Origin of the sequence: Pseudarthrobacter sp. IC2-21, assembly GCF_034048115.1 — a bacterium.
Lineage (GTDB): Bacteria > Actinomycetota > Actinomycetes > Actinomycetales > Micrococcaceae > Arthrobacter > Arthrobacter naphthalenicus.
In genome coordinates this window covers 1,802,333-1,819,647 of record NZ_CP139145.1, presented here as the reverse complement: position 1 = coordinate 1,819,647, position 17,315 = coordinate 1,802,333, and the positions used below count along the sequence as shown (strand labels likewise).

Annotated in this window: 18 protein-coding genes and 1 tRNA gene; 4 read left to right on the top strand and 15 right to left on the bottom strand. The window is 64.1% G+C overall.

The genetic code is table 11. The features are described 5' to 3' along the window. Positions 1–206: 206 nt before the first annotated feature. The 5 genes from SBP01_RS19755 to SBP01_RS08305 form a co-directional block, all read right to left on the bottom strand. Positions 207–290, bottom strand: a complete 84-nt coding sequence (locus SBP01_RS19755) for a hypothetical protein (RefSeq protein WP_414004291.1) — start codon at positions 288–290, stop codon at positions 207–209. Beyond that, on the bottom strand, positions 287–556 hold the full coding sequence (locus SBP01_RS08320; RefSeq protein ID WP_320538076.1) for an SOS response-associated peptidase family protein: 270 nt from the start codon (positions 554–556) through the stop codon (positions 287–289). Before SBP01_RS08320 ends, SBP01_RS19755 begins: the two co-directional genes overlap by 4 nt. 430 nt (positions 557–986) lie before the next feature. Then, positions 987–1,109 carry a hypothetical protein gene (locus SBP01_RS08315; RefSeq protein ID WP_320538075.1) on the bottom strand — a complete coding sequence of 41 codons (123 nt, stop codon included), beginning with the start codon at positions 1,107–1,109 and terminating at the stop codon, positions 987–989. A gap of 364 nt (positions 1,110–1,473) precedes the next feature. Next, entirely contained in the window at positions 1,474–1,812 is a 339-nt protein-coding gene (locus SBP01_RS08310; protein WP_320538074.1) for a hypothetical protein, read from the bottom strand. A 180-nt stretch (positions 1,813–1,992) separates the two neighbouring features. Then, positions 1,993–2,442, bottom strand: a complete 450-nt coding sequence (locus SBP01_RS08305; protein WP_320538073.1) for a hypothetical protein — start codon at positions 2,440–2,442, stop codon at positions 1,993–1,995. Positions 2,443–2,643: 201 nt separating this feature from the next. On the opposite strand from SBP01_RS08305, the gene SBP01_RS08300 reads away from it, so the two are divergent. Beyond that, positions 2,644–2,847, top strand: coding sequence for a hypothetical protein (locus tag SBP01_RS08300; protein ID WP_320538072.1), 204 nt, complete (start codon positions 2,644–2,646; stop codon positions 2,845–2,847). Between the two features lie 99 nt (positions 2,848–2,946). On the opposite strand, the gene SBP01_RS08295 is transcribed toward SBP01_RS08300, so the two are convergent. The 5 genes from SBP01_RS08295 to SBP01_RS08275 all read right to left on the bottom strand — a co-directional run bounded on the left by SBP01_RS08295 (position 2,947) and on the right by SBP01_RS08275 (position 6,110). Beyond that, positions 2,947–3,123 (bottom strand): CsbD family protein, encoded by a 177-nt coding sequence (locus SBP01_RS08295; RefSeq protein ID WP_320538071.1) that lies wholly within the window; start codon positions 3,121–3,123, stop codon positions 2,947–2,949. 159 nt (positions 3,124–3,282) lie between these two features. Beyond that, entirely contained in the window at positions 3,283–4,218 is a 936-nt protein-coding gene (locus tag SBP01_RS08290; protein ID WP_320538070.1) for a multidrug DMT transporter permease, read from the bottom strand. A 45-nt stretch (positions 4,219–4,263) separates the two neighbouring features. Next, on the bottom strand, positions 4,264–4,701 hold the full coding sequence (locus SBP01_RS08285; protein WP_320538069.1) for a DUF1003 domain-containing protein: 438 nt from the start codon (positions 4,699–4,701) through the stop codon (positions 4,264–4,266). 515 nt (positions 4,702–5,216) lie between these two features. Then, positions 5,217–5,492 carry a hypothetical protein gene (locus SBP01_RS08280; protein ID WP_320538068.1) on the bottom strand — a complete coding sequence of 92 codons (276 nt, stop codon included), beginning with the start codon at positions 5,490–5,492 and terminating at the stop codon, positions 5,217–5,219. Between the two features lie 405 nt (positions 5,493–5,897). Beyond that, positions 5,898–6,110 (bottom strand): hypothetical protein, encoded by a 213-nt coding sequence (locus SBP01_RS08275; protein WP_320538067.1) that lies wholly within the window; start codon positions 6,108–6,110, stop codon positions 5,898–5,900. Between the two features lie 173 nt (positions 6,111–6,283). Between SBP01_RS08275 and SBP01_RS08270 the strand changes: the two genes are divergently transcribed. Then, a complete protein-coding gene (locus SBP01_RS08270) occupies positions 6,284–6,619 on the top strand; it encodes a hypothetical protein (RefSeq protein ID WP_320538066.1) in 336 nt (111 codons plus the stop codon). Positions 6,620–6,754: 135 nt separating this feature from the next. On the opposite strand, the gene SBP01_RS08265 is transcribed toward SBP01_RS08270, so the two are convergent. Continuing rightward, positions 6,755–7,225 (bottom strand): hypothetical protein, encoded by a 471-nt coding sequence (locus tag SBP01_RS08265; protein ID WP_320538065.1) that lies wholly within the window; start codon positions 7,223–7,225, stop codon positions 6,755–6,757. 486 nt (positions 7,226–7,711) lie between these two features. On the opposite strand from SBP01_RS08265, the gene SBP01_RS08260 reads away from it, so the two are divergent. Beyond that, on the top strand, positions 7,712–7,951 hold the full coding sequence (locus SBP01_RS08260; protein ID WP_320538064.1) for a DUF6188 family protein: 240 nt from the start codon (positions 7,712–7,714) through the stop codon (positions 7,949–7,951). A gap of 602 nt (positions 7,952–8,553) precedes the next feature. Here the strand turns inward: SBP01_RS08260 and SBP01_RS08255 are convergent. Further along, positions 8,554–8,635, bottom strand: a tRNA-Leu gene (locus SBP01_RS08255). Positions 8,636–8,838: 203 nt separating this feature from the next. Here SBP01_RS08255 and SBP01_RS08250 point away from each other — a divergent pair. Next, on the top strand, positions 8,839–9,444 hold the full coding sequence (locus SBP01_RS08250; RefSeq protein ID WP_275213687.1) for an ANTAR domain-containing response regulator: 606 nt from the start codon (positions 8,839–8,841) through the stop codon (positions 9,442–9,444). A gap of 79 nt (positions 9,445–9,523) precedes the next feature. Here the strand turns inward: SBP01_RS08250 and pyk are convergent, their stop codons facing one another. The 3 genes from pyk to gltB form a co-directional block, all read right to left on the bottom strand. Then, entirely contained in the window at positions 9,524–11,008 is a 1,485-nt protein-coding gene (pyk, locus tag SBP01_RS08245) for a pyruvate kinase (RefSeq protein ID WP_320538063.1), read from the bottom strand. An 84-nt stretch (positions 11,009–11,092) separates the two neighbouring features. Then, positions 11,093–12,550 (bottom strand): glutamate synthase subunit beta, encoded by a 1,458-nt coding sequence (locus SBP01_RS08240; protein WP_275213684.1) that lies wholly within the window; start codon positions 12,548–12,550, stop codon positions 11,093–11,095. Then, the gene (gene gltB, locus SBP01_RS08235; protein WP_275213683.1) at positions 12,543–17,153 is read right to left on the bottom strand and encodes a glutamate synthase large subunit; all 4,611 of its coding nucleotides are present in this window, start codon (positions 17,151–17,153) and stop codon (positions 12,543–12,545) included. The genes SBP01_RS08240 and gltB overlap by 8 nt, the downstream gene beginning before the upstream one ends. Positions 17,154–17,315: the final 162 nt, after the last annotated feature.

The following is a 17,315-nucleotide window of genomic DNA, read 5'->3' as shown; positions in this document are numbered from 1 at the left end:
GGCGCGGGACAGCCGGCTGGCGGCGTGGTAGGCATGTCTGCTCTCCGGCTCAGTTATGGGTCTCCCCCCTCCGGTTCCAAGAGTTCGGGCCCGTTGTTGCGGACGCTGTTGGCCCGGGTGCTGACAATCCGCGGCGTGAGTACCGGTTCCGGGACGGCGTCCAGGAGCTGCTGGACGTCCGCCTTGACGGTGGTGCCCGGGTCCAGTCAGTCAGCCCACAAATCGGGCGGGATGATGACCGGCGCCCGGTCGTGGATGTGGCCCAGGGTGTCGTGCGCGGTGGTGGTCAGGACGGTGCAGGTGAGCAGCCAGCGGCCGGCGTCATCCTCCGGCAGCGACGGGTCCGGCAGAATTCGTACAGGCCGGCGAAGGCCAGCAGGTCATCCTTTTCCGAGAACAGGTAGTTCGGGATCTTCTTGCCGTCCTCGGACTTCTGCCACTCGTAATATCCCTCGGCCGGGATCAGCGCACGGCGCTTGACGGCGGCCGTCCGGAACGAGGGTTTCTCCAGGATCGATTCGCTGCGTGCGTTGATCAGCTTGGAACCGATCTTCATGTCTTTGACCCAGGACGGGACCAGCCCCCACCGGGCGATGAGAAGGCTCCGCTCAATGGCGCCTCGCAGGCGTCATGACCGGCGGATCCCAATCGACACCGGCTGGCGCGTCAACTGACCGCCGATCAGTATCAGGTGCTGGCGCCGCTTCAACCGCCTGCCCAATGACTGAAGTTGCCCCCTCCTCTGGTGCGTTCGTCATCGTCCTTGCCGCAGCGTCGACAGCGCTTGTAGTCTTCGGCGTGTTCGACATGCCATTCGTGCCGAATATTCAACTTGCACATCAGGGTCCACAGCATGAGTCTTCTCTGATCCTCGATGCATCGTCTTCGTACTCTCAATAGTGGCCCATCACACATGCCCTGAGGAACTGGCAGTTATTAGCCGCCCTACGGTGGCTCAACCCCGTCGCTGAATAGCCGACGAGGTTCTACTTCGGCACTTTGAAGAAGCTCTTCGGGTCGTCGGCGCCCAGCAGGTCGTGGTGGAAGGCGATGGCGTCCACTGCCCGGGTGTCCACAAACAGGACGCCCACATCTCTGGAATGGACCACGGTGTACCTAGTGGGGTCTTCCACCCAGGAATGGATCCGGTGTACTCCTCAACGAAGAGCCCGTCACTGAGCAGGCCCCGCTCATCGAGGAGGTCGTAGACAAGATTCCAGGCGAGATCCATCAGTTCGTGGATGGCCGCCTCAACTGTTGGAGCCGTCATAGTTCCATGGTGCTCCCGTGCACTGGCAGTCTTGTGGAGCAGCGTGGGCGTGTCCTGCAAGGTGACCCGAGGCGATCACATCCTCCGACGCGGCCTCGTTTTCGTAGATCACCGAACTCAGTTCGTGGGGCGAAGAGGTCCGTCGGGATGCCATGTCGTCAGTGAGTCGGCGTGGCGACTGACCAGCTGCCAACCGTCGGTCTTCAACCGAAAAGTGGTCGTGACACACAAGTCGAAGGGCGACAACTCGTCGCGACCGCCGACCTTGGCTCCCAGTGCTCGTACTCGAACAGCGTGACGAGATCTGCGCCGACAAAACGGCTAACTTCTTCAAACCTAACTGACCTGCCATCGCGGAAATTCGATGAAGCGAAGTCAATCGCTTGTAAAACCGCATCCCAGCCGTGCGAGGAGCCGCCGAACGGATTTGCTAGAAGCACGTCCTGGCTCCGCGCGTACATTGCCTTGATCGGCTCCGGAGCACCCATGGCAAACAGGTGTAGTCCCGAGTGATATTCGTCGATGACCTGCTCAAAGTCCATGTTCCCGCGCGCTGCCCGTAGGACAGGCCCTTCAGCAAGGACGTGCCGTCGGGGTTGGAGAACCAGGCCAGCTGGTCGTAGAAGTGCTGGGTCTTGTCATCGTCGAAGATCGTGCGCGGAACAGCGTTCAGCTCGGTAGGCGGCCACAGGCCCGTGGAGACGAACGCTTCGTAGAGTGGATCACCGATCCGGTCCAGGTTGGAGTCCCCCAGGCACGATCAGGTTGGAGTTCCAGTCCAGGGGCCGCACCGCCCAGTCGTGCATCCATGCGGCGAACTCGGTGATCTCCGGCAGACGCTCCGCGAGGTTCTTGCCCCACAGGATGTGGACGGATGCGAGGGTGAATTCGACGCCGGCGCGGGTGAAGCTGGCCGTGTACGGGGTGCGGGCGAACTGGCGGGCCGGGTCCTCCCCCACCGGTGGCAGCACGATCTCCCCGACCAGGCCGGAGGGCTGGACCCGGTCCGTGTCGTAAAGGAAGGCGAGGCGTTCACCGTTGCCGGCCGCCCCTTCGGTGACGTCCGAGACGATCACCTGCCACCGTGGACCAAGCGTGCCCAGCAGGCGTTTTAGCGCCTTGGGGTTGCGCCGGGATTCCTGGACGGCGGCGACATCGAACCGGGAGATCACCGCGGCGAGGCAGGCGATGGCGTGCCAGTCCCTCTTCGGAGAGTCCGTAAGTCCGGCCAGCCACTTCTCGGTCAGGTCACCGAGGGCCCGGATGTTCCAGGTCCCGACAAAGAGGTTCGGCTGCGCGGGCTTGTGGACATTGTCCTCCGAATAGGGAACTCGCAGGAGCAGGGTTTGGCCTAGCCGAGGAAGGGGTCACCCATGAGCTACAAATATCGAACTGTACGCGTTCGCGGTACTGAACTGGTTGGAACAATTGCCAGGAAGCACGGGAGTGCGGCGGAGATCTACGAAACGTCCAAGGACCCGAGTACATCCGTGGTTCCGGTGTTCTTCGAGGCAACGGGCGAGGTCCGTTTTTTCGACAGGTCCATGCTGGAGGACGTGGGCGCCCCGGCCGGTTGACCCGCCTGGCATGGGCGCATTGCCGCGTTTTAGCCATAACGACCGAGGGTGCGGCGCCGGCAGCAATCCGTCGTGAGCACCCTCATCGTTCTCTTTGACCTAGTGCCTCCTGAAGGCGTCTTTGACTTTCTCGCCGGCCTGCTTGAGATCGGCTTTGATCTGATGGCCTTTGCCCTCGGCCTTCAACCGGTCATTGCCGTCAGCGTCTCCGGCGACTTTTAGGCCTTTGCCGTGGAGTTTCTCGGCAGCGTTGTGGATCTTGTCTCCCAAACCCATGGCGATTCTCCTTGTGTGACGGTTTCCGCGGCCCGGATGCCGTGGAAGCCGACACTTAAATTCTAGGAGCGAAAGAGCGAAACCGTCACCATGCGTCCCTTCCACGGCAACATCAAAGTGGGCCCAGGGCGTGGTCATCTACGAGCGGCTTCGTGCTGCTTATAGTCGTGTCGGGTCCGGTCTACCAGCCGTTGCGCTGGCCGGCGCCGTTTTGACTGTGGCCAGCAGGAGGACTCCGGCAACGGCTGTTGCGCCGGCGAGCAGGAATGCGATGAATGCTGCCGCCGGGGCTGCGTCGGCCTCGCCGAGGACGGTGATGCCAAGGGTGACTGCGACGAGCGGATCGATGACCGTCAGGCCCGCGACGACGAGTTCGGATGTCCCTCGGGTGTGGGCGTTCTGGACCAGGAATGTTCCGAAAAGAGCGGCGACGAGCAGCCCTGCCAGGCAGGTAAGGGATAGCCATTCGAAGTCGCCTTGGAAGAGCCGGGCGATGACGGTTTTGGCCAGGGCCGCGACGAACCCGAAGAGGATCCCGGCTCCGGCGGTGAAAACGACGGCGCCCCAGCGGTGGCGCCACAGACCGAAACCAGTGCCGAGCGCGGCGAGGACCGCGCCGAGCAGTATCAGGATCGTGATGAGGTGCCGGTCGCTGATGTCAACGTCCTGCGCAGAGACTGCAGCGACCCCAACGAACACCCCAACGCCGGTAATGCACAAGGCCACAGATGCAAGCGCGCGGCGCCCCGGAGACCTGCGGGTCACTCTGGCGGTGGCCAGGGTTGTGACCACAAGGGCGACGGCGCCGATGGGCTGCACAACGATCAGGGGCGAGAATCTTAGACTGAGGAGCTGCAGGAGTATGGCTGCTCCCAGCATTGCGGTGCCGGCAAGCCAGACCGGTTTGCCCAGGAGGGCCTGCAAGCGGCCTCCACCCATGCTCCCGGCGGCGCGCCCCGGTGCGGGCACTTGATCGTCTACGGCTTTGTGTTGGAAGAGGGTACCGAGGGCCAGCAGGATAGCTCCGGCGACGGCGATCGGGATGCCGAGCCAGTGATAAGAGGACAAGGCCGGCACGGCGACGGTATGGATCATGATCCGACCCTACAGGTGGGCGTGTTGCGCTGACTGCGGCGCGGGTCAGACGCCTGCAGGATCGATGATGCCGTGGCGCTCGATGGTCGCCAGTGTCTTCAGCTCTTTCAGGATTTCCAGCTGTTGGCTGTTGATGGCCATAAGTAGCTCGATCTCTTCTTTGGCCTTCACGTTGGTGTCGTAGTCATGTTGGGCCATGGCGGCGGCTATCGCGTCCTGTCTTTTGGCGGCGATCAGAAGGATGGCTCCTTGGAGCCCGGCCAGCATTGAGAGCAGAAGGTTCAAAAGGATGTAAGGGTACGGATCCCAGGAATTAGAGGCCAGCGCCCATGTGTTTATGGCAGCCCAGACGAGCATGAAACCTATGAAGCCTCCCACGAACGGCCAGCTACCCATCCCGTTTCGCATGATGTCGGCGGCGCGCTGGCCTCGGGTGAGGGTGGCTTTGTGCCCCTCGTGCCAGGTCTGTTGGGGGTCGGTCATGCCTCAGGGTAACTCGAGGAAGACTCCCGAATGTGCGAGGGACGCGGGCAGTGGCCGATCCTGCGGCTGTCTCACATCCTTGACACACCTCACAGAATCGGATTTAGGAACCCGGTTGGTGTCGCTCGGCGGAAATAGTCGTGGCGGAAATAGAGTACCGGCTACTCGTGCCTGACCTCCCCTCGCTGCGTAGCGTCGATGGAGGGCCCTGTGAATGAACCAAGGCCATCACCATAGGGGAGGCGATAATGAATTTCAGGTTAAGTAGGCCAAGGGTCCGCACGAAACATGCGCGCGGCCATGCTCTCGTGGCTCTCGTGCTTCTTGTGCTTCTCGCGGCCGCCGATCCGCTTCACGGGGATCAGCCCGACGGAATGCCGGCCACCCATTCTGCGCCGTGATGTCTGCGCAGCTTCGGCCGGAAACGCGCCATGGTTCGGCGGCCGAGACCTGGCCCCACCGGTAGCCGGGGGTTTCTGACTCAGGTAGTCGCTACTCGTGAACCCGATCAGGGGTCAGCTTAGAGTTGGCGGCAGGCCGGCGGTGGGCAGTGCGGACGAGAAGGAAGCCCTGTCGCCCAGACGCCGCCGGCCCTCAGACATCTGCCGCACTTGTGAACCGGAATGGATCATCGAGTGCGACCCGAGTGAGAGCGCGGGGATGACAATGAGCTTCTGGCCTTCCGGGACGATCGCTTCCAGGGCGGCCGTGGCTTCTTCATATGTGTTCTCGGAAGCGGTCACGCGGGTCTGTTCGCCGTTGGGGTTTTCGATGGTTCCTGTAATCTCCACCCCAGTACTTTAGCCCGTTGTGGCAATGCGGTCCGCCTCCTCGTCGGCCCGGGAACGGGTAGTCCAGCGCTTCCAAACGGGTACCGCGAGCGGTATACGCCGCCGAGGAGCTCACCTAGTGTGTGAAGCAGGGGCCGGCGGTGAGTGGTGCGATCTATGGTCGTCGTGCCACCCCCAGCCACCGCCGGAACCCCTTCTACTCTGTGGTTTCCAGGTGGAATTCGACGCGCTACTTCATGAACCGGATGTTGCGGGCGATGGACGGGGCCCGACGGATGCGAAGGTCGTCCTCCCGGGCGATGATGACGCCCTCGACGCTCTGTCCAGGCTCCAGCAGGGCGTCCTGGACGTAGCCTATGTACCGCTGGATCTGGCCGACGACGGCGTCGCTGGCCCTCCCCCGCTTCAGTTCGGCGACCAGGAGCCTGGCTTTGTTTCTTTGCTGATGGCGAGGATGTCCATGGGCCCGGTGTCGGTCGGGTACTGCTGACCGACGGGCTGGCCGTCCTCCGTGTAGATGTCGTATTCCTGACCGAGCGAGGTGCTGGCCCAGTTGTGCACCAGGAAGTCTTCGAGCTGCTTCTCCATTTGGAAAGCCAGCTGGTCCCCGACCTGCACGCTGATCGCCTGTGCCAGCGGCTGTCGCGTGCCTGTCAGCTGTGTGAGGGTCGCGAGCTCAGCGGTGTGCAGTCATCGCAAGCGTTCCCCTGCCGGAGTCCGGCCATCGGTTCCGGGACACGGTCCTGCACGACGGCGAACCCAAAGGGACCCGACGGCTCGAGGGACGCGAGGTGTCGGTCTTCGACGAGCTGGGACGCCTTGAAGAATCCGGCCTGCCGACATGGCAGGCCCAGATAGTCGGTGCGACCGCCGAGGATGTCCAGGCGCTGTCGGACCTCCTTGGACAGCGGGGACTCGGGCTCGACGATTGGTCCGGGATCCGGTTGATGTGTTCGAAATGTTCGCACGGTACACCTCAGGATGGACACGACCACATCCCCACGACGTCGGAGGACGCGAAACGGTTTGGACTCGCCGGCCACGAATCAGACCTCGGCGCAGTAATAGAGGCATGGCTGGCCGGCAGGCACCGCATCGACGTACTCAACCTCGATTTGCTCTGGTAGTCCCCACATTCGGCTAGCCGATTCACGGAGCTCGACCCAGCTTCCGGATTTTCCAGCGACTGCGGCGGCGCGCCAGCATCTGTGTGCTCCCCCAAATGGGGGCGGCACAATCAGCAACGTGCGTTGAAGGATCCGCTACGGGAGCGGGAGGTCCATGATCTGTGTGAAAACCATCTCCTCGTTCGGATCGCGGGCAGGCAACATCGCGCCGCCGGGGTTCTGGACAATGCGAGGCATGGGGTGTCTCCGCCGGTCTCGTCCGAGCCCGAGCGTCGCAGTCTGGGCGGCGGGCGGGCGGGCGAACGCGCTTGCCATGACGCTGAAGCGCTCGCTCCCGCCGCCATTCCCGTGCACCATCTTCGCGAACGTGCCGTCGGAGAGCCGTAGAACGAGCGCGTCGTCGCGGCCGCTCCGCAGCGGCCGATCAATGAAAGTCACGTTCACCCGCACAAACGAATCCCAGACCTCGTAGCTGGTCACATAGCCTCGGACCACCGAGCCGTCCGGGACCGTCACCTCGAACTCATGTCGCGCGGGCAGTAGCACCCGTTCGAGCCGAGGCGCCTCGCCCCCCATAGAGTGCACTGCGCCGATCATCGTCCCCATTGTTTAGCTCCTAATTCTGTCATCAGCGCGGCCCAAATTCCGTTCAGCGAGACACCACCGATGATGCCTGATGGCCCACGGCTGTCAAGACTCACAGACCGGGGCAAGAGGCCTCCAACAAAAGCAGAGGGCCTCTGCCGCCCGGAACAGATCCTTGCGGCCCCAGCTGTCCGGGTGAGGGATCCCCTTGTCGGAAGAGAGTCCCAGTGACACGGCACCACTCCGGTCGAATTCGTCATTCGCTAGAGCGCGGCCTTCTCCCTGGCTCGTCCGTCGCGGGTACGGTGCGTCCATGGGAAGAGTCGTGTGGACATGGCTAACAGCTGTCGACGGAGATCCGGTGGCTCTCTGCACCGTCGACTATTCCTTTGGATTCACGTCGCTACGCGGGCTCGTTCTCAGAATCGAATGCTCCTTCACCTATAAAACGGCGGATGGCCGCGCAATTCTGCTGGCCCTGGGGATGACCCTCGGCAATTGGGGCCTGTGCTCTCCGTCGCGCGCTCCGCTGTCGTGGGTGGATTCGCGGACGAAGAAGGCGTCCTTCATCTGGACTTCGCCGATGGAAGCAGTATCGATGTACCGACCGACCGGGATTTCGAGGCGTGGACAATCGCCGGAGGAGATGGCCTGTTGCTCACGTCGTTACCTGGCGGCGCGCTGGCGACGTGGGGTTTCGGCGCTTCCGCCGTTTCTGATGAACAGGACCCGCATAAGAAAACTTAAGGAGAACTCGCGCCACGACGGGTGAGCCCACGGCGCGGACACCGGTGGCGCAGCTGAGGGATCCCCTTACGGGCTAAGGCTTGCGCCAAATACCGCTGTGAAAACACCGCCATTTACCGCCGAAAGTCACAGCTTGATATCTCCCTGTTCTGACATTGGCGCTCGGAACCCATGTGACCAGAGGTGACAGTGGACACGGCCCTACGACCACGCCAATAAAGCATACGTAAGTGTGGACACTGTCCACACCCTCTTTGACAAGACAAACCGCGCACACCCTGCGCCTATGAGGTCACAAAAGCCGCTTCTCAACAAACGGGTCCAACCATAATCCGCAACGTCATGTCGTCTTCGCTCCCCCGGCCCATGAATAGGTGTAGGCCACCCCGGGCCCACTCGACAGAACCGGAACGAGGAACTGCATAACCCCACTTCAGCAGGCGGAAGGCCCACCAGCCAGGGACTTGAACCCGCCACCCCACACACCTGAATAGGCCCCGCGGCGGCCAGGCCACAGCCCGCGACCCAACCCGTCAGATGACGCGATCGCAAGCTTTGTCAACACGTCAAAGCAAAATCGCCTCTGACGAGGGAATACGTCGTGCCCGAGGTGGGACTCGAACCCACACACCTTTCGATACCGCATTTTGAGTGCGGCGCGTCTGCCAATTCCGCCACTCGGGCGCGGAATACGCGATGCAAACCGGTACGCCCACAGCTGATTGTGAGCAACGCGATCGCTTCACGTACGCGGAATTACTCTACATGCAGATAGGCTAAATTCCAGAATCGCGCCGCTGAAGCCGCAACAGACCATGCAGTTCAAAGTACGGCCGCGGGCGCACCTAAAATGGTGATGTTCCCCCGTACCTTTCCAAGGAGATCCCGTGACTGAACCGACGGAGTCAAACCCCACGTCCCAGCCGGCGCGCCGCGTCATTGTGGCCGAAGATGAAACCCTCATCCGGCTCGACATCATCGAGATCCTGCGCGGGGAAGGGTACGACGTCGTAGGCGAAGCGGACAACGGCGAAAAGGCCGTGCAGCTCGCCGAAGAACTCAAGCCTGACCTGGTCCTGATGGACGTGAAGATGCCCGTCATGGACGGCATCACCGCCGCCGAGAAGATCGTCAAGGCCCGCATCGCCCCGGTGGTCCTGCTGACGGCCTTCAGCCAGAAGGAACTCGTGGAACGCGCCCGCGACGCCGGCGCCATGGCCTACGTGGTCAAGCCCTTCACCCCGGCGGACCTCATCCCCGCCCTGGAGATCGCCCTCTCCCGGCACGAGGAAATCAAGGCCCTCGAGAGCGAAGTGTCGGACCTGCAGGAACAGTTCGCCACCCGCAAGCTCGTGGAGCGCGCCAAGAGCCTGCTGACCACCAAGATGGGCCTGACGGAGCCGGAAGCGTTCCGCTGGATCCAGAAGACCTCCATGGACCGCCGCCTCAGCATGCGCGAAGTGGCCGAAACCATCATCAACCAGGTCAACTAGCCAACCGGGAGGCCACGAGCCTCCGCCGGTTAAACGGAAGAACCCCTGCCAACCGGCAGGGGTTCTTCCGTTTAAGCCGCTAGGACGTCGGCCAGGGGCCGAGCTTCTCCCGGGGAGCACCCGTGCCGCTGTCGCCGAGGCTGCCGGCGTCGGCGAAGTCGCCCACCCTGTGCGCCTTGAGGATGTTCGTGGATCCGGCCTTGCCTGGAGGCGAACCGGCGGCGATGACTACCAGGTCACCATCCTTCACCAGCTTCATTTCCAGCAGGCTGCGGTCCACCTGGGCGGTCATCTCGTCGGTGTGGCCCACCATGGGGACCAGCACCGGCTGGATCCCCCAGGTCAGCGCCAGCTGGTTCCACACGTGCTCCAGCGGAGTGAACGCGAACACCGGCCTGATGGGGCGCAGACGCGACAGGCGCCGTGCGGAGTCGCCGGACTGGGTGAAGGTGCAGATGTACTTCGCATCCAGCTGGTCGGCGATTTCGACGGCGGCGCGGGTGATGGCGCCCCCACGGGTCTTGGGCTTTGTCCCCAGCGGGGGGACGCGCTCCAGCCCGTGGACCTCGGTGGATTCGATGATCCGGGCCATAACCTTAACGGTCTCGATCGGGTACTTGCCCACGCTGGTCTCACCGGAAAGCATCACCGCGTCCGCACCGTCGAGGACGGCGTTCGCGCAGTCAGAGGCTTCCGCGCGGGTGGGGCGCGGGTTGTCGATCATGGATTCGAGGACCTGGGTGGCCACGATGACCGGCTTGGCCCAGCGGCGCGCCAGTTCAATGGCACGCTTCTGCACGATCGGCACTTCCTCCAGGGGAAGTTCCACGCCGAGGTCGCCACGGGCCACCATGATGGCGTCGAAGGCGTCAATGATTTCGTGGAGCTGCTCCACGGCCTGCGGCTTCTCGATCTTGGCGATGACCGGCACGCGGCGGCCTTCTTCGTCCATGATCTCGTGGACACGGGAAATATCTCCGGCGTCGCGGACGAAGGACAACGCAACCATGTCAACACCGCGGCGGATGGCCCAGCGCAGGTCGTCCTCGTCTTTTTCGCTCAGCGCGGGAACGTTGACGGCAACACCGGGCAGGTTGATGCCCTTGTTGTTGGACACCATCCCACCGACGGTGACGACGGCAACGACCTTGACGTCGTCCACCTCGATGGCACGCAGGGCCACCTTGCCGTCGTCGATCAGCAGGGCATCGCCCACGTTGACGTCTTCGGTGAGGCTCTTGAGCGTGGTGGAGCAGATCTCCTTGGTGCCCGGCACATCCTCGGTGGTGATGGTGAACGTGTCACCCTCGGCCAGCAGATGCGGACCGTCGACAAACCGGCCCAGGCGGATTTTCGGACCCTGCAGGTCAGCCATGATGGCCACCGGCTTGCTCAGCTTGGCTGAAGCCTTGCGGACATTCTCATAGGTGTTGTCGTGCACGGAGTAATCGCCGTGGCTCATGTTCATCCGGGCCACGTCCACGCCGGCTTCCAACACCGCCAAGGTGTTCTCAAAGCTGGCAATTGCCGGGCCAAAAGTGGCCACAATCTTAGCGCGTCTCATATACCTACCCTAATAGTGTGCTGCATTGGTTAAGTCGTTGTGGAAGTGAACCTGAGGCGAACTGACCGTGCGTCAAACGGTCCGTCAGAGCACGGCGATGGCACGGTCCGTCGGCGCCACCGGCGCCGGCAGGATGGTGCTGCCCATGAGGAACTTGTCCACCGCCGCTGCGCAGGCACGCCCTTCGGCGATGGCCCACACAATGAGCGACTGCCCGCGGCCGGCGTCGCCCGCGACAAAGATGCCCTCCGTGTTGGTCATGTAATAGCCGTCCCGGGACACGTTGCCGCGGCCGTCGAATTCGGCGCTGACCTGCTCGGTGATGCCGGCCGGCTCGGCTCCGGTGAAGCCCAGGGACAGGAACACCAGGTCCGCCGGGATGATCCGTTCGGTGCCGGCCTTGGGGAGGCGCTTGCCGTCAACGAATTCCGTCTCGGCCACCTTGACGCCGGTGAGCTTACCGTTCTCCCCCACGAACTCCACGGTGGAGGCGAGGTAGGTCCGTTCGCCGCCTTCCTCGTGTGCGCTGGCCATTTCGAACAGCGTGGGGAATGTGGGCCAGGGCTGGTGCCCGGCACGCTCCGACGGCGGCTGCTTACCGATGGCCAGGGTGGTCACCGAGGCGGCGCCGTGGCGGTGCGCAGTACCGAGGCAGTCGGCTCCGGTATCACCGCCGCCCAGGATCACCACATGCTTGCCCTTGGCGTGGATCTGGTTCTCCACGTTCTCCCCCGCCACCACGCGGTTGGCGGGAACAAGGTAATCCATGGCGAAGTGCACGCCGTCCAGGTCCCGGCCCGGAATGGGCAGGTCACGCGGGACGGTGGCGCCGGTGGCAACCACCACGGCGTCATACCGGCGCCGCAGCTGCTCCCACGTCACATCGGTACCCACGGCGACGCCGGTCCGGAATCGGGTGCCTTCCGCCTTCATCTGCTCGATGCGGCGGTCCACCTGCTCCTTCTCCATTTTGAAGTCGGGGATGCCGTAGCGGAGGAGCCCGCCGATCTTGTCGTCCCGCTCGTAAACGGCGACAGTGTGGCCCACGCGGGTCAGCTGCTGCGCCACGGCCAGCCCGGCAGGGCCGGACCCGACGACGGCAACCGTCTTCCCGGTCAGGCGCGTCGGAGGCAGCGGGTTGACCCAGCCGTTCTCCCACGCCTCGTCAGCGATCGAGACTTCAACCTGCTTGATGGTGACGGCAGGCTGGTTGATCCCCAGGACGCAGGACGCCTCACAGGGCGCCGGGCACAGCCGGCCGGTCCACTCGGGGAAGTTGTTGGTGGCATGCAGCCGCTCAATCGCTTCCTCACCCTTGTCCCGCCACATGAGGTCGTTCCACTCCGGAATCAGGTTGCCCAGCGGGCAGCCCTGGTGGCAGAACGGTACGCCGCAGTCCATGCACCTGCCGGCCTGGGCCTTCAGGACACCCTTTTCCTGGGCCTCGTAAACTTCCTTCCAGTCCATGATGCGGACCGGAACAGGGCGGCGTGGCTGGGTTTCACGCTGGCGTACTTTTAGAAATCCGCGTGGGTCAGCCACCGGTTACCTCCAGGATTCGGGCCCATACTTCTTCGCCATCGGGGTCCAGGCCCTCTTCGATCGCGTCAAGACGGGTTTGCAGGACTGCCGCGTAATCGCGCGGCAGCACTTTGGTAATGCGGGCACAGGTGTCGTCGAAGTTTTCCAGCAGCCGCTGCGCGTGCAGGGATTCGGTTTCCTCGACGTGCTTGACCAGCAGCCCGTGGACGATGTCGCGGTCCTCGGCGTCCAGTTCGCGCAGCTGCAGTTCGCCGGATTCCAGCGCCTGCTTGTTGACCCGCGTGGTCCGCAGGTCCAGCACGTAGGCGGTGCCGCCGGACATGCCGGCGCCGAAGTTGCGTCCGGTCCTGCCGATGATCAGCGTCTGGCCGCCGGTCATGTACTCGCAGCCGTGGTCGCCGATGCCTTCCACCACCGCGGTGGCGCCCGAGTTGCGGACCAGGAAGCGTTCGCCCACCTGGCCGCGCAGGAATATTTCGCCGCTGGTGGCGCCGTAGCCGATCACGTTGCCGGCAATGACGTTGCCCTCGGCCTTGAACACGTTGGTCCGGTCCGGCCGGACAATGATCCGTCCGCCGGAAAGGCCCTTGCCCACGTAGTCGTTGGAGTCGCCGAACAGGCGCAGCGTGATGCCGGCCGGCAGGAACGCGCCGAGCGACTGTCCGGCGGTGCCGGTCAGCGTGATGTCAATGGTGTCCGGCGCCAGCACGTCGGTGCTGAACGTCTTGGTCACCGTGTGGCCGAGCATCGTACCCACCGAGCGGTCCGTGTTGATGACGTCCACGGCGATCTTCACCGGGGTGCGGTCGGTCAGCGCCTCCGTGGCCATGGTGATCAGCCGCTGGTCGAAGTGCTTGTCCAGCTCGTGGTTCTGCGAGGTCATGTTCCGCAGCGGGGCGTCGTCGTCGAACTCGAGACCGTGCAGGATCGGATCCAGGTCCAGGCCGTCGGCCTTCCAGTGGTTGATCGCCTCGCGGGCATCCAGCACCTCGGCATGGCCAATGGCCTCCTCGATGCTGCGGAACCCGAGCTCCGCGAGGATCTCGCGGACCTCCTCGGCCAGGAACTCGAAGAAGTTGACCACAAACTCGGGCTTGCCGCTGAAGCGGGCCCGCAGCTCGGGGTTCTGCGTTGCCACACCCACCGGGCAGGTGTCCAGGTGGCAGACGCGCATCATGATGCAGCCCTCCACCACCAGCGGTGCGGTAGCGAAGCCGAACTCCTCACCGCCGAGCAGCGCGGCGATCACCACGTCGCGGCCGGTCTTGAGCTGGCCGTCCACCTGCACCACCACGCGGTCGCGCAGGCCGTTGAGCATCAGCGTCTGCTGGGTCTCGGCGAGGCCGAGCTCCCACGGCACACCCGCGTGCTTGAGCGAGTTCAGCGGGGAGGCACCGGTGCCGCCGTCGTGTCCGGAGACAAGTACGACGTCGGCCTTCGCCTTGGTGACACCCGATGCCACAGTGCCGATCCCCACTTCGGAGACGAGCTTGACGTGGACGCGAGCCGAGGGATTGGCGCGCTTCGCATCGTAGATGAGCTGCGCGAGGTCCTCGATGGAGTAGATATCGTGGTGCGGGGGCGGGGAGATCAGGCCGACGCCGGGGGTCGAATGACGCGTGCGGGCAACCCACGGGTAGACCTTCTGCGCCATCAGCTGGCCGCCCTCGCCGGGCTTGGCACCCTGCGCCATCTTGATCTGGATGTCCTCGGCGTTGGTCAGGTACAGGCTGGTGACGCCGAACCGGCCCGAGGCGATCTGCTTGACCGCAGAACGGCGCTTGGGGTCCAGCAGCCGGTCCACGTCTTCGCCGCCTTCACCGGTGTTGGACTTGCCGCCCAACTGGTTCATGGCGATGGCGAGGGTCTCGTGGGCTTCCTGGGAGATGGATCCGTAGCTCATGGCACCGGTGGAGAACCGCTTCACGATGCTGGAGACCGGCTCCACTTCCTCGAGGGGAACGGCGGGACGATCGTTCTTGAACTTGAGCAGCCCGCGCAGGGTCATCAGGTTCTCGGACTGGTCATCCACGCCCTTGGTGTACGCCTTGAAGATGTCATAGCGGCGCTCACGCGTGGCGTGCTGCAGTCGGAAGACGGTTTCCGGATTGAACAGGTGCGGTTCGCCGTCGCGGCGCCACTGGTACTCGCCGCCGCCCAGCAGCGGGCGGTGCGGCTGTTCGATGCCGCCCTCCGGGTAGGCCATCTGGTGCCGCGCGGACACTTCGGCCGCGATGACGTCCAGGCCCACGCCGCCCAGCTGCGAATGGGTGCCGGCGAAGAACTCGTCCACCAGCTCCTGCCCCAGGCCCAGGGCCTCGAACGTCTGCGCGCCGGTGTACGAGGCCACGGTGGAGATGCCCATCTTGGACATGATCTTCAGGACGCCCTTGCCCAGGCCCTTGATGAGGTTGTACACGCCGTCCTGCGGCGTCACCCCCACCACGTCGCCGGTTGAGATGAGCTGTTCCACAGATTCCATGGCGAGGTACGGGTTGACGGCGGAGGCGCCGTAGCCAATCAGGACGGCAACGTGGTGCGTCTCGCGGACGTCGCCGGCCTCCACCACGAGGGCCGTCTTGGTGCGGTTGGCGCTCCGGAGCAGGTGGTGGTGCACGGCACTGACCAGCAGCAGGGAGGGAATCGGCGCCCACTGGGCGTTCGAGTCGCGGTCAGAGAGCACCACGTACTGCACGCCGCGGTTGATGGCACCGGAAACCTGCTCGCAGATTTCAGTCAGCCTGGCACGCAGGGCTGATTCGCCGCCTTCGGGCCGGTACAGGCCACGGACCTTCATGGCGATCCGGTCGCCGTCGGGCGTTTCAATGTTGGCGATCTTGGCCAGTTGGTCGTTGGTGATCACCGGGAACGGCAGCGAGACCTGCGGCTGCCGGACCTGCTTGGTGTCCAGCAGGTTGCCGTTCGGGCCGATGGCACACGTCAGCGATGTGACCAGCTCTTCACGGATGGCATCCAGCGGCGGGTTGGTGACCTGCGCGAAGGACTGCACAAAGTAGTCGAACAGCAGCCGGGGCCGCTTGGACAGCACCGCCACCGGGGTGTCCGAACCCATGGCGCCCAGCGGTTCGGCACCGGTCCGGGCCATCGGGCCGAGGAGGATCTTGAGTTCTTCGGTGGTATAGCCGAAGGTGCGCTGGCGGATGTTCACCGACGCGGCGGTGTGCACCACGTGCTCGCGTTCGGGGAGGTCCTTGAGGTCGATCAGGTTCTCCTTGAGCCACGCGGCCCAGGGGTTCGCCGCGGCAACTTCGGCCTTGACCTCTTCGTCGTCAATGATGCGGCCGGCGTCGGTGTCCACCAGGAACATCTTGCCCGGGGAAACGCGGCCCTTCTTGACCACCTTGGACGGTTCGACGTCGATCACGCCGACCTCGGACGCGAAGATGACCAGACCGTCCTCGGTGATCCAGTAGCGTCCGGGGCGCAGCCCGTTGCGGTCCAGGGTGGCACCCACCAGGTTGCCGTCGGTGAAGGACACGGCGGCCGGGCCGTCCCAGGGCTCCATGAGCAGTGAGTGGTATTCGTAGAACGCCCGCCGTGCGGGATCCATGGTGGCGTGGTTCTCCCACGCCTCCGGGATCATCATCATGATGGAGTGCGTGATGGGCCGGCCGGAGAGCCAGAGCAGCTCGGCCACTTCGTCGAAGGACGCGGAGTCGGACGCGCCGGGCGTGCAGATGGGGTACAGCTCTTCCGGCGAATCCCCCAGCAGCGGGTTGGCGAGCTGGGACTGGCGGGCGCGCATCCAGTTCCGGTTGCCCTTGACGGTGTTGATTTCACCGTTGTGGGCGATGGTGCGGAACGGCTGGGCCAGCGGCCAGGACGGGAACGTGTTGGTGGAGAAGCGGGAGTGGACAATGGCCAGCTTGGTCTTGAAACGCTTGTCCGAGAGGTCCGGGTAGAACGGCTCCAGCTGGGCAGTGGTCAGCATGCCCTTGTAGACAATGGTGCGCGACGACAGGGACGGGAAGTAGACACCGAACTTGTTCTGGGCACGCTTGCGGATCCGCCAGGCCCGGGCATCGAGCGTGTTGCGGTCCAACTGCTCACCGGTTGCGGAAGCGAGGAAAGGCTGGGAGAAGTACGGCATGCAGGCGCGGGCCATGGCGCCGACGAGATCCGCCACGATGGGCACTTCACGCCAGCCGAGGACCGTGAGGCCCTCGTCAGCTGCGAGGCCCTCGATTCCTGCCTTCGCGGCGTCGGCCTCGCGCTGCTCGGACGGCAGGAAGGCGGTCCCGGCAACGTACTGGCCGGGCGCGGGTAGCTCGAATTCCGTGACCGCCCGGAAGAATTCGTCGGGGATCTGCATCAGAAGGCCGGCACCGTCACCGGTGCCTTCGTCTGCGCCTACGGCACCACGGTGTTCGAGGTTGCGCAGGGCGGTCAGGGCGGCGTCGACAATGTCGTAGCCGGGCTCACCGCGGAGCGTGGCGATGATTGCCAGGCCACACGCGTCTTTTTCGTTTTCCGGATTGTATAGACCCCGGGCCTCCGGCAGCGCAGCGAAGCGCTTGAACGGAGAGACGGGGCCGTCAGATCCTATTTTTTCGGACCAGCGTGGGCTATGAAGATGGGTCATTGAAGACGTCCTTCCTCGAGATCGTACGTATGGAAGGGACACCGTTGGCCCCACTTCTGAGCGCCGGTGTGATGGGCACAACAAAGTGTTATTTACAGGAAATTGTAGGTCAGACAGGCCTGCTGAACGAACAGTTACGCAGGCCCCTGACCCGGGCTTGAC